At 66.0% G+C, this 12,673-nt stretch carries 11 protein-coding genes; all 11 read left to right on the plus strand.

All coding sequences use genetic code 11. From position 1 onward, the window contains the following. The first annotated feature begins 31 nt into the window (after positions 1-31). Positions 32-1,069, plus strand: a complete 1,038-nt coding sequence (gene tssA, locus ACGLHT_RS27895; RefSeq protein WP_137164681.1) for a type VI secretion system protein TssA — start codon at positions 32-34, stop codon at positions 1,067-1,069. 72 nt (positions 1,070-1,141) lie between these two features. Then, positions 1,142-1,657, plus strand: a complete 516-nt coding sequence (gene tssB, locus ACGLHT_RS27900) for a type VI secretion system contractile sheath small subunit (RefSeq protein ID WP_025340314.1) — start codon at positions 1,142-1,144, stop codon at positions 1,655-1,657. Between the two features lie 11 nt (positions 1,658-1,668). Continuing rightward, a complete protein-coding gene (tssC, locus tag ACGLHT_RS27905) occupies positions 1,669-3,165 on the plus strand; it encodes a type VI secretion system contractile sheath large subunit (protein WP_137164682.1) in 1,497 nt (498 codons plus the stop codon). A gap of 71 nt (positions 3,166-3,236) precedes the next feature. Beyond that, positions 3,237-3,725 carry a type VI secretion system tube protein Hcp gene (locus ACGLHT_RS27910; protein ID WP_025340316.1) on the plus strand — a complete coding sequence of 163 codons (489 nt, stop codon included), beginning with the start codon at positions 3,237-3,239 and terminating at the stop codon, positions 3,723-3,725. Positions 3,726-3,795: 70 nt separating this feature from the next. Next, positions 3,796-4,236 carry a type VI secretion system amidase effector protein Tae4 gene (locus ACGLHT_RS27915; RefSeq protein WP_137164683.1) on the plus strand — a complete coding sequence of 147 codons (441 nt, stop codon included), beginning with the start codon at positions 3,796-3,798 and terminating at the stop codon, positions 4,234-4,236. Then, positions 4,233-4,673: a hypothetical protein gene (locus ACGLHT_RS27920; RefSeq protein WP_170978871.1), complete on the plus strand. Its 441-nt coding sequence runs from the start codon at positions 4,233-4,235 to the stop codon at positions 4,671-4,673. Before ACGLHT_RS27915 ends, ACGLHT_RS27920 begins: the two co-directional genes overlap by 4 nt. Next, on the plus strand, positions 4,667-5,182 hold the full coding sequence (tssE, locus tag ACGLHT_RS27925) for a type VI secretion system baseplate subunit TssE (protein ID WP_025340319.1): 516 nt from the start codon (positions 4,667-4,669) through the stop codon (positions 5,180-5,182). The genes ACGLHT_RS27920 and tssE overlap by 7 nt, the downstream gene beginning before the upstream one ends. After that, positions 5,179-7,041 carry a type VI secretion system baseplate subunit TssF gene (tssF, locus tag ACGLHT_RS27930; protein ID WP_274121030.1) on the plus strand — a complete coding sequence of 621 codons (1,863 nt, stop codon included), beginning with the start codon at positions 5,179-5,181 and terminating at the stop codon, positions 7,039-7,041. Before tssE ends, tssF begins: the two co-directional genes overlap by 4 nt. After that, positions 7,038-8,054, plus strand: a complete 1,017-nt coding sequence (gene tssG / locus ACGLHT_RS27935) for a type VI secretion system baseplate subunit TssG (protein ID WP_137164685.1) — start codon at positions 7,038-7,040, stop codon at positions 8,052-8,054. The genes tssF and tssG overlap by 4 nt, the downstream gene beginning before the upstream one ends. Beyond that, positions 8,047-10,722: a type VI secretion system ATPase TssH gene (gene tssH, locus ACGLHT_RS27940; RefSeq protein WP_274121029.1), complete on the plus strand. Its 2,676-nt coding sequence runs from the start codon at positions 8,047-8,049 to the stop codon at positions 10,720-10,722. The genes tssG and tssH overlap by 8 nt, the downstream gene beginning before the upstream one ends. Before the next feature lie 11 nt (positions 10,723-10,733). After that, the gene (locus tag ACGLHT_RS27945; protein ID WP_025340323.1) at positions 10,734-12,671 is read left to right on the plus strand and encodes a type VI secretion system tip protein VgrG; all 1,938 of its coding nucleotides are present in this window, start codon (positions 10,734-10,736) and stop codon (positions 12,669-12,671) included. The last annotated feature ends 2 nt before the right edge of the window (positions 12,672-12,673 follow it).

Consider the following 12,673-nt stretch of genomic DNA (forward strand, 5'->3'; position numbering starts at 1 on the left):
CACCAAGGGCCGATATGGAGATCGAATTCTGGTGAACGCATCGCCGCTGCTCGCCGCTGTTTCCGCTGACTTTCCCTGCGGCGATGACCTCGAATATGACGCCGAGTTTCTGCAACTGGAGCGTGACGCCCAGGGCCGCCCCGAGCGCGTCATGGGCGACGCCGTCCAGCCTGCCGAGCCACCACAGTGGCGCGATATCGAGCAGGCAAGCACGACCTTGCTGCAACGCAGCAAGGACCTGCGCATCACCCATTTCCTGCTTCAGGCCAACCTGGCCCTGCACGGCCTCCCAGGGCTTGCCGCCAGCCTGGAACTGATCCGCGATCTGCTCGGCGAGTACTGGCTGCACCTGCACCCACAACTGGACGCCGCCGACGACAACGACCCTACGGTACGGGTCAACGCCCTGGCCGGCCTGGCCTGCGACACCAACATCGCGCTGCTGCGTGACGCCGTGCTGGTGCGCTCCCGTGCCTTTGGCCCGGTCACCCTGCGCGCGGCACTGCACGCCGCAGGCGTGCAGCATTTCGCCAGCGAACAGCTCAGCGCCGAGGAACTGGCCGCCGCCCTGCGTGACGCCGACGCCGACCAGCTGCAGCAATGCCAAGAGGCGCTGCGGCTGGCCCGCGAGGCGGTGGACGCCATCGAGAGCCGGGTCAACGACCAGGTCGGGTCGGCCAGCGGTATCGATTTGTCAGCCTTGCGCCAGCCGCTGCGCCAGGTGCAGCAGGTACTGGCTGACTACTGCCCCGACGGGGCGGGCCCAGCCCCGCAAGCCGATGACACGCCGGCTGCCGAGCGCGATGACGAGCGGCAGGCGACCGCCAGTGCCGCCCCGGGCACACGGCCGGCTGCCCGCCCTGGTGAAGTCAACAGCCGCGAAGACGTGCAGCAGAGCCTTGACCGCCTGCTGCAGTACTACGCCCGCCACGAACCATCAAGCCCGCTGCCGGTACTGCTGCACCGGGCGAAGAAGCTGGTCAATGCCGATTTCGCAACCATTGTGCGCGACCTGATCCCCGATGGCTGGTCGCAATTCGAGAACCTGCGCGGCCCCGAGGACAACTGACGTCCTCGGCCCGCATCAACACCGACGCCCGCAACGAACAGCGCCGCCGTACCGGCGACCAGGAGGAACAACGTGGCGAAAGACAGCTCCCAGAAATTCATCGCGCGCAACCGTGCGCCGCGGGTGCAGATCGAATATGACGTCGAGCTCTACGGCGCCGAAAAGAAAGTCCAGTTGCCGTTCGTCATGGGCGTGCTGTCGGACCTTGCCGGCAAGCCGGCCGAGCCGCTGCCAGCGGTGGCCGAGCGCAAGTTCCTGGAAATCGACGTCGACAACTTCGACTCGCGCCTGAAGGCGATGAAGCCACGCGTGGCCTTCAACGTGCCCAACGAACTGACCGGCGAAGGCAACCTGAGCCTGGACATCACCTTCGAGAGCATGGACGACTTCAGCCCGGCCGCCGTGGCGCGCAAGGTCGACGCCCTCAACCAGCTGCTCGAGGCCCGCACCCAATTGGCCAACCTGCTGACCTACATGGACGGCAAGACCGGTGCCGAGGACATCATCCTCAAGGCCATCAAGGACCCGGCCCTGCTGCAAGCCCTGGCCAGCGCACCGAAACCCGTCGACAACGAGCCCAAGGCCTGAGGAGACAGCCCATGAACGATCCATTGCGCGACGCCCAGGCCCAGCCGGGAGCTGCCACCCAGGACCCGAGCGAGTTCGCCGCCCTGCTGCTGCAGGAATTCAAGCCCAAGACCGAACGTGCCAAGGAAGCGGTCGAAAGCGCCGTGCGTACCTTGGCCGAGCAGGCCCTGGCGCAGACCAGCCTGGTGTCCAACGATGCCATTGGCTCGATCGAGCAGATCATTGCCGCCATCGACGCCAAGCTGACCGCACAGGTCAACCAGATCATCCATCACGACGACTTCCAGCAGCTGGAAAGCGCCTGGCGTGGCCTGCACTACCTGGTCAACAACACCGAGAGCGACGAGCAGCTGAAGATCCGCGTGCTCAACGTCTCGAAGGCCGAGCTGCACAAGACCTTGAAGAAATTCAAGGGCACTGCCTGGGACCAAAGCCCGGTGTTCAAGAAGCTGTACGAGGAAGAGTACGGCCAGTTCGGCGGCGAACCTTATGGCTGCCTGGTCGGCGACTATTACTTCGACCAGTCGCCACCCGACGTCGAGCTGCTGGGCGAAATGTCGAAGGTCTGCGCCTCGATGCACGCACCGTTCATTGCCGCCGCCTCGCCGACCGTGATGGGCATGGGCTCCTGGCAGGAGCTGAGCAACCCGCGCGACCTGACCAAGATCTTCACCACCCCGGAATATGCTGGCTGGCGCTCGCTGCGTGAGTCCGAAGACTCGCGCTACATCGGCCTGACCATGCCGCGCTTCCTGGCGCGTCTGCCTTATGGCGCCAAGACCGACCCGGTCGAGGCATTTGCCTTCGAAGAAGACACCGACGGCGCCGACAGCAGCAAGTACACCTGGGCCAACGCCGCCTATGCCATGGCCGTGAACATCAACCGCTCGTTCAAGTACTACGGCTGGTGCTCGCGCATTCGTGGCGTGGAGTCGGGTGGCGAAGTGCAGGGCCTGCCGGCGCACACCTTCCCCACCGACGACGGTGGCGTGGACATGAAGTGCCCGACCGAAATCGCCATTTCCGACCGCCGCGAAGCGGAGCTGGCCAAGAACGGGTTCATGCCGCTGTTGCACAAGAAGAACACCGACTTCGCTGCCTTCATTGGTGCCCAGTCGCTGCAGAAGCCGGCCGAGTATGACGACCCGGACGCCACCGCCAACGCCAACCTGGCCGCGCGCCTGCCGTACCTGTTCGCCACCTGCCGCTTCGCTCACTACCTCAAGTGCATCGTTCGCGACAAGATCGGCTCGTTCAAGGAGAAGGACGAGATGCAGCGCTGGCTGCAGGACTGGATCCTCAACTACGTCGACGGCGACCCGGCGCACTCCACCGAGACCACCAAGGCCCAGCACCCGCTGGCAGCGGCCGAGGTTGTGGTCGAGGACGTCGAAGGCAACCCGGGTTACTACAACTCGCGCTTCTACCTGCGCCCGCACTACCAGCTCGAAGGGCTGACCGTGTCGCTGCGCCTGGTATCGAAGCTGCCTTCGGCCAAAGGGGCCTGACAGTCCCGGGGGCTGCCTGACAGCCCCAACTGCACCAAACCGCCAACCTGACGCGTAATACCGAGGACACCATGGCTGTAGACATTTTCATCAAGATCGGCGACATCAAGGGCGAGTCCCACGACAAGGCCCACAAGGACGAAATCGACGTGCTCAACTGGAGCTGGGGCATGTCCCAGTCCGGCAACATGCACATGGGCAGCGGCGGCGGCTCGGGCAAGGTCAACATCCAGGACCTGTCGATCACCAAGTACATCGACAAGGCCAGCCCCAACCTGATGGCCCACTGCTCCAGCGGCAAGCACATCGACAAGGTCAAGCTGACCGTGCGCAAGGCCGGGGGCGAGAGCCAGGTCGAGTACCTGATCATCAACCTTGAAGAAGTCATCATCAGCTCGCTGAGCACTGGTGGCTCGGGCAGCGACGACCGCCTGACCGAGCACGTGACCCTGAACTTCGCCAAGGTCACCGTCGACTATCAGCCGCAGAAAGCCGACGGCACCAAGGAAGGCGGCCCGATCAAGTACGGCTGGAACATCCGCTCCAACGTCAAGATCTGACCGACCGCGCCCGCGCCGCCTTGGCTGGCGCGGGCGCCTTCCCCCACCTCACCCGCTCACGGTGAACCCCATGGCCAAGCCTTCTTTCATCAACCTCTGGAATGCCTACCCGACCGACTCTTCGCCTTGCGACGGCGGCTGGGACAACCAGTGCGCCATCCGCATGAGTATCGCGCTCAACGGCGAGCACACCATCAAGGTAAACGCCGGTACCTACAGCGAACCACGTTGTGCCCATGGCCATGCCCGGGGTGCCGAATCGCTGGCCAACTGGCTGTGGAAGCACCATCTTGGCGCCCCGCTGCAACTGAGCGGCAGCGCAAGCGACCGCCTCAAGCTCGGCGAAAAGCGCGGCATCATCTTCTTCAAGGACTGCTTCGCCCGTGCCGGGCAGGCATTCGAAAATCGTACCGGCGATCACATCGACCTGTGGGACAAAGGCCGGGTCACGGGCTATTTCGCCGACCAGGCCCATCGTTCCAAGGCCGTCTGGTTCTGGGAGCTGAAATGAAACGTGCGCCCAAAGCCATGCCGGCCCTGCTGGTCGCGTTCGCCCTGAATGCCTGTGCACAGCCCCCCGCTCCCTCGTCGAACGCGGCGCCTGAGGTCAGCCTTGCCGGGAAAAAGCTCGTGCTGGTGAACCACGAAGGCCGCTGCGCGCTGCGCAAGGCCGATGCCTCGCTATTGCAGTTGGAGATGCCCTGGCCCTGCCAGCTCAGCCCGGAGCGAGATGGCGGCAAGCCTCGCGTGGAGCAGTTCAATGGCGCGCAGATCATCATTGTCAGCCATGTGCAGCCAGACCCGTCACAACCCGGCCGTTGCGAAAGCCAGTACCAGGCTGTTCGCCAGCTGGGCGAGCACCTGGAGCCTTCCATCCTGGCACGTGGCGCCAGCTGCTCGAACGGCCCTGTAGACCAGAAGAACTTCGTGGGGCTGTTCAAGTGGTAGCCGAAATCGCCGCCCGCGACCGTCTGCAGCCCTCGCTGCTGGACCGCCTGACCGACGACGACCCAGGCAACCCGCAGGAAGCGCCGGACAAGCGCGTGCTCAGCCTGCACCAGCTCAAGGCCTCGGTACTGCGCGACCTCGCCTGGTTGCTCAACACCACTTCGCTGCTCGACAGCGCCGCGACCCTGGGCACCCCGGCCGGGGCTTCGGTGATCAACTACGGCCTGCCGGCCCTGGCCGGCAACAGCGCCTCGAACATCGACCTGGCCGCCCTGGAGCGCATCATCCACCAGGCCATCGCCACCTACGAGCCGCGCATCCTCGCCCATACCCTGAAGGTGCGTGCCCAGGCCGCACCCGGCGAGATGAATGCCAACGCCCTGAGTTTCGAAATCGAAGGTGACCTGTGGGCCCAGCCGGCGGCCTTGCCGTTGCTGCTGCAGACCGAGGTAGACCTTGAGTCCGGCCATGTGCGCGTGGCCCCTGCCGAACGCCGGAGGCGTGCATGAACCCGCGCCTGCTCGAGCTGTACAACCAGGAGCTGCAGCACATCCGCGAAAGTGCGGCGGAGTTCGCCCGGGAATACCCGAAGATCGCCGGGCGCCTGACGCTGTCCGGGATCGAGTGTGCCGACCCCTATGTCGAGCGCCTGCTCGAAGGCTTCGCCTACCTCACCGCACGGGTGCAACTGAAGCTGGATGCCGAGTACCCGACCTTCACCCACAACCTGCTGGAGATCGCCTACCCGCACTACCTGGCGCCGACCCCGTCGATGACCGTGGTGCAACTGCAGACCGACCCCGACGAGGGTTCACTGGCCGCCGGGTTCCGCCTGCCGCGTGACAGCGTGCTGCGCGCCAACCTGGGGCGCAACTCGCAAACCCCGTGCGAGTTCCGCAGCACCCAGGACGTCACCCTCTGGCCCTTGCAGGTAGCCCGCGCCGAGTACTTCGGCAACCCTGGCGCGGTGCTCGGGCGCCTGGCCAGCAGCGTGCCGCAAGCCCGCGCCGCCCTGCGCCTGACCCTGCGCAGTGGCGCCGAGGTGCCGTTCGCCAGCTTGCCGCTCAGCCATCTGCCGCTGTACCTCAACGGCGCCGACGAAACCCCGTTCCGCCTCTACGAGCAACTGCTGGGCAGCGCCTGTGCGGTGTTCGTGCGCCAACCCGGCGCTGATTGGGTGGAACGTATTCCGGTCGAACAGGCCCTGCGCCCGTGTGGCTTCGATGACCGTGAAGCGGCGTTGCCGGTAGTGCCCCAGGCCTTCCAGGGCTACCGCCTGCTGCAGGAGTACTTCGCCCTGCCGCAGCGCTTCCTGTTCGTCGATTTTGCCGGGCTGGAGCAGGCCGTACAGCGCTGCACCGGCCAGACGCTGGAAGTGCTGGTATTGTTCGAGCGCTTCGACCAGAGCCTGGAGAGCAGCGTCGGCACGAGCCAGTTCGTGCCGTTCTGCACCCCGGCGATCAACCTGTTCCCGCGCCGTGTCGACCGTCTGCACCTTTCCGATCGGGTGCATGAGCACCACGTGATCGCCGACCGCACCCGGCCCACCGATTTCGAGATCCATTCCCTGCAGCGGGTCACCGGCCACGGCACCGGGCCGGATCAGGAATTCCTGCCGTTCTACGCGGTGCGCGACCCGTCGCGCTACGGCCGCGACCAGGCCTACTACATCGTGCGCCGGGAGCCGCGGGTGCTGTCCAGCGACCAGCGACGCAATGGCACCCGCTCCAGCTACATGGGCAGCGAAACGTTCATCAGCCTGGTCGACGGCCAGCAGGCACCCTACCGTCACGACCTGCGCCAGCTGGGTATCAGCGCCCTGTGCAGCAACCGCGACCTGCCACTGTTCATGAATGTTGGCGACGGGCGCAGCGACTTCAGCCTGGCCGACAGCGCACCGGTTGCCGGCGTGCGCTGCCTGGCCGGCCCGAGCCGGCCCAAGGCCAGCCATGCCCACGACAACCGCGCCTGGCGCCTGATCAGCCAGCTGTCGCTGAACTACCTGTCGCTGGCCGAGCACGGCCAGGGCGCCGCCGCCCTGCGCGAACTGCTGCGCCTGTATGGCGACCCGCAGGACAGTGCCCTGAACCTGCAGATCGACGGCCTGCGCGACGTCAGCAGCAAGCCCTGCACCCGACGCCTGCCGATGCCCGGGCCGATCGTTTTCGGGCGTGGCCTGGAGATCACCCTGACCTTCGACGAAAACGCCTTCCGCGGGACCGGCGTGTTCCTGCTCGGCGCGGTGTTCGAGCGTTTCCTGACCCGCTACGTGTCGATCAACAGCTTCACCGAAACGGTACTGCGCACCAGCGAACGCGGCGAGATCATGCGCTGGTCGGCCAAACCGGGGCGCAGGCCGACCTTATGAACACCTTGCAGGCCATGCAGGACGAGCCCTGGGCGTACGACTTCTTCCAGGCGCTGCGCCGCCTCGAAGCGCAATACCCCGAGCTGCCACGCTTCGGTCATTCCCTGCGCCTGGCCGACGAGCCTGTGCGCCTGGGCCAGCGCCTGGACTGCGGGTTCGCCCCGTCGACCCTGGCCTCGGTCAGCGCCGACGGCAACCAGCCGGCGCGCCTGGAGCAGTTTTTCTTCGGCCTCGGTGGCCCCAACGGGCCGCTGCCACTGCACCTGACCGAATACATGCGCGAGCGCCAGCGCAACCATGCCGATTCGACCAGCAAGGCGTTCCTCGACGTCTTCCATCACCGCCTGCTGAGCCTGTTCTACCGTGCCTGGGCCGAAGCCCGACCGACCGTCAGCCACGATCGCCCGGGTGATGACTACTGGGCCGCGCGCCTGGCGGCGCTCAGTGGCCGTGGCCAACCCGAACTGCAAGGCCAGGGCGCGCTGGCCGACACCGCCAAACTGCACTGGTCCGGCCACCTGAGCGCGCAAACGCGCTACCCGGACGGCCTGTGCAGCATCCTCAGCGGGTATTTCGGCGTGCCTGTAACGCTGGAAGAATACGTCGGCCAGTGGCTTGAGCTGCCCGAACGCAGCCAGCTCGGCGTGCGCGCCAACCGCCTGGGCGTGGACCTGTGCCTGGGCCGCTACGCCTGGGACCGCCAGCACAAGTTCCGGCTGTGCCTCGGCCCGCTCAGCCTCGACCAGTACCACGCCCTGCTGCCCGGCGGACAGGCCTTCGTCGAACTGGCGGCATGGGTCGCCGAATACCTGGGCCAGGAACTGGACTGGGACCTCAACCTGATCCTCGCGCAGGACCAGGTGCCTGCGCTGCAACTCAATGCCGGCCAACGCCTGGGCTTCGATACCTGGCTCGGCCGCCCTTCGCACGATGCATGCGACCTGAAGCTGGCCCGGTACTACGCCGACCAGCCGGCCGCCGCCCACCATACAAGGAACCAGGACCATGGGTGAAATCAGCCGCGCCGCGCTGTTCGGCAAACTCAACAGCGTCGCCTACAAGGCCATCGAGGCCGCAACGGTGTTCTGCAAGCTGCGGGGCAACCCCTATGTCGAACTGGTGCACTGGCTGCACCAGTTGCTGCAACTGCAGGACAGCGACCTGCACCGTATCGTGCGCCAGTTCGATATCGAGCCGGCGCGCCTGGCCCGCGACCTGACCGATGCACTGGACCGGCTGCCACGCGGTTCGATCTCGATCACCGACCTTTCCTCGCAGGTGGAAGAAGCCGTCGAGCGCGGCTGGGTATACGGCAGCCTGATGTTCGGCGAGAGCCAGGTGCGCAGCGGCTACCTGCTGGTCGGCATCCTCAAGACACCTGGCCTGCGCCATGCCCTGCTGGGGCTGTCGAACGAGTTCGCCAAGCTGAAGATCGAGGCGTTGAGCGAACGCTTCGACGAGTACGTGGGAGACTCACCGGAAAACCACCTGGCCGCCACCGACGGCTTCAGCGCTGCGCAGCCTGGCGAGGCCAGCGGCGCCGTCGCGCCTGCGGCGATGGGCAAGCAGGAGGCGCTCAAGCGCTTTACCGTCGACCTTACCGAACAGGCCCGAAGCGGCAAGCTCGACCCTATCGTCGGCCGTGACGAAGAGATCCGCCAGCTGGTCGATATCCTCATGCGGCGCCGGCAAAACAACCCGATCCTTACCGGTGAAGCCGGTGTCGGCAAGACCGCCGTGGTCGAAGGGTTCGCCTTGCGCATCGTCGCTGGCGACGTGCCGCCAGCGCTCAAGGACGTCGAACTGCGCAGCCTGGACGTCGGCCTGCTGCAGGCCGGCGCCAGCATGAAAGGCGAGTTCGAACAGCGCCTGCGCCAGGTGATCGAGGATGTGCAGGCCTCGCCCAAACCGATCATCCTGTTCATCGATGAAGCCCATACCCTGGTCGGTGCCGGTGGCGCCGCCGGCACCGGCGATGCCGCCAACCTGCTCAAACCGGCACTGGCCCGTGGCAGCCTGCGCACGGTGGCGGCTACCACCTGGGCCGAGTACAAGAAGCACATCGAGAAGGACCCGGCCCTGACCCGCCGCTTCCAGGTGGTGCAGGTGGACGAGCCGAGCGAAGCCAAGGCGCTGCTGATGATGCGTGGGGTGGCATCGACCATGGAGCAGCACCACCAGGTGCAGATCCTCGACGAAGCACTCGAAGCCGCGGTCAAGCTGTCGCACCGCTACATCCCGGCGCGCCAGCTGCCGGACAAGTCAGTGAGCCTGCTCGATACCGCCTGCGCGCGCGTGGCCATCAGCCTGCACGCGGTGCCGGCCGAGGTCGACGACAGCCGCCGGCGTATCGAGGCGCTGGAGGTCGAGCAGGCGATCATCGCCCGTGAAGCCGCCATCGGTGTGCCTACCGGGCAGCGCCAGGCCCAGGCCGACACCCTGCTGGCCGAAGAGCGCCAACGCCTGGCCACGCTGGAAAGCCGCTGGGCCGAAGAAAAGGCCCTGGTCGACCAATTGCTGGCCACCCGCGCCCAGCTGCGCGACCAGGCCGGGGTGGTCGACCAGGACGCGCAGGTGCCAGGCAACCCTGAACTGCGCGAAACGCTAGCCGATCTGCAACGGCGCCTGAGCGCCCTGCAAGGCGAGAGCCCGTTGATCCTGCCGACCGTGGATTACCAGGCAGTCGCCTCGGTGGTGGCCGACTGGACCGGGATTCCGGTGGGACGCATGGCGCGCAACGAGATCGAGACCGTGCTCAACCTCGACAGCCTGCTGGCCAAGCGCATCATTGGCCAGGACCACGCGCTTGAAATGATCGCCAAGCGCATCCAGATCTCCCGCGCCGGCCTCGACAACCCGAACAAGCCGATTGGCGTGTTCATGCTTGCCGGCACCTCTGGCGTGGGCAAGACCGAGACCGCACTGGCCCTGGCCGAGGCGCTGTACGGCGGTGAACAGAACCTGATCACCATCAACATGAGCGAGTTCCAGGAGGCCCATACCGTCTCGACTCTCAAGGGCGCCCCACCTGGCTACGTCGGCTACGGTGAAGGCGGCGTGCTGACCGAGGCCGTGCGCCGCCGGCCGTACAGCGTGGTGCTGTTGGACGAGGTGGAAAAGGCCCACCCGGACGTGCACGAGATCTTCTTCCAGGTGTTCGACAAGGGCGTGATGGAGGACGGCGAAGGCCGCCAGATCGATTTCCGCAACACGCTGATTCTGCTCACCACCAACGCCGGTACCGAGCTCATTGCGCGCACTTGCAGCGACCCACAGGCCCTGCCCGACCCGGACGCGGTGGCCAGCCAGCTGCGCAAGCCGCTGCTGGAAATCTTCCCGCCGGCGCTGCTCGGCCGCCTGGTGACCATCCCCTACTACCCGCTCAGCGACGCCATGCTCAAGGCCATCTCCCGCCTGCAACTGGAGCGCATCCGCAAGCGCGTCGAAGGCACGCACAAGGTCGGCTTCGCCTACGACGAAGGGGTGGTGGAGCTGATCGTCTCGCGCTGTACCGAAACCGAAAGCGGTGGCCGCATGATCGACGCCATCCTCACCAACGGCCTGCTGCCGGACATGAGCCGCGAGTTCCTCACCCGCATGCTCGAAGGCAAGCCGCTGGCGAGCGTGCGCATCAGCCGCCGCGACAACGACTTGCACTATGACTTCGGCGCAGCCGACTGACAGGACGGACCATGCTGTTCACGCAGTTCACGCGCCTGGCGCAGATCAACAGCCCGTTGGGGCCGGACAAGCTGATCCTGGCCGAAATGGGTGGCAGCGACGAGCTCGGCCGCCTGTTCGACTATGAGCTGCAGCTGACCAGCGACGACCCGGCCATCGACCTCAATGCCCTGCTGGGCAAGCCGATGAGCCTGAGCGTGCAGCAGGGCCTCGGCACGTCACGTTACTTCCATGGCATCGTCGCCCGCTGCAGCCAGTCGGTGGACCAGGGCCAGTTCGCCAGCTACCGGGTCACCCTGCGCCCGTGGCTGTGGCTGCTGACCCGCACCAGCGACTGCCGCATCTTCCAGCACCTGAGCGCGCCACAGATCATCAAGCAGGTGTTTCGCGACCTGGGCTTTTCCGACTTCGAGGATGCCCTGAGCCGCAGCTACCGCGAACGCGAATACTGCGTGCAGTACCGCGAGACCAGCTTCGACTTCGTCAGCCGGCTGATGGAAGAGGAAGGCATCTATTACTTCTTCCGCCACGAAGCGCAGCGCCACGTGCTGGTGCTGGCCGACGCCTATGGCGCGCACCCGCAAGTGCCTGGCTACGAAAGCGTGCCCTTCTACCCGCCGGACGGGCAGCACCGCGAGCGTGACCACATCAACGACTGGCACCTGGCCCAGGAAGTCCAGCCCGGTTCCCTGGAGCTCAACGACTACGACTTCCAGCGCCCCAGCGCGCGCATCGACGTGCGCTCGGCCATGCCACGCCCGCACCAGGCCGGTGACTACCCACTGTACGACTACCCCGGCGCCTACCAGCAAAGCCAGGATGGCGAACACTATGCGCGTACTCGCCTGGAGTCGCTGCAGAGCCAGCACGAGCGGGTCGAGCTGCGCGGCAACGCCCGCGGCCTGGGCAGTGGCCACCTGTTCAGCCTCAGCGGGTTCACCCGCCAGGACCAGAACCGCGAGTACCTGATCGTCGGCGCACGCTACTACGTGCATCAGGAGCGCCTGGAAAGCGGCACCGGCAGCAGCGCAGCGCAATTCGAAAGCAACCTCAGCTGCATCGACGCACAGCAGAGCTTCCGCCCGCAGGGCAGCACCGTGCGGCCGATCGTCAAGGGCCCGCAAACCGCCGTGGTGGTCGGGCCCGCTGGCGAGGAGATCTGGACGGACCAATATGGCCGGGTGAAGGTGCACTTCCACTGGGACCGCCACGACCAGTCCAACGAGAACAGCTCCTGCTGGATCCGGGTATCGCAGGCCTGGGCCGGCAAGAACTGGGGCTCGATGCAGATCCCGCGCATCGGCCAGGAGGTGATCGTCAGCTTCCTCGAAGGCGACCCCGACCGGCCCATCATCACTGGCCGCGTCTACAACGCCGAACAGAGCGTGCCCTACGACTTGCCCGCCAATGCTACGCAAAGCGGCATGAAGAGCCGCTCGAGCAAAGGCGGCAGCCCGGCCAATTTCAATGAAATCCGCATGGAGGACAAAAAGGGCGCGGAGCAGATCTACGTGCATGCCGAGCGCAACATGGACACCGTGGTCGAGCAGAGCGAGACGCTGGCGGTCGGCATCAACCGTACCCAGACGGTGGGCATGCTGGAAACCATCACCATCGGCCAGGACCGCATCCGCGCCGTGCGCCGTGACGACATGTTGCTGGTCGGCGCCAGCAAGACCGATAGCGTCAGCACCAGCTACCTGATCGAAGTGGGCGAAAACCTGCGCCTGGTGTGCGGCAAGAGCGTGATCGAGCTCAACGCCAGCGGCCAGATCAATATCAGCTGCGAGCAGTTCAGCTTCCATGCCAGGCAGAACGGCGAGATCAACACCGACGGCACCCTCGACTTGAACGTCGGCAGTGGTGCGCAGACCGCGCCCGACAACCAGGGTGTGAAAAAGACCATCGACGACTCGGTGAAGGCGATCTTCTCCGGCTCCGACCAGTAACG

The organism is Pseudomonas sp. PsB (assembly GCF_043658375.1).
Lineage (GTDB): Bacteria > Pseudomonadota > Gammaproteobacteria > Pseudomonadales > Pseudomonadaceae > Aquipseudomonas > Aquipseudomonas putida_Z.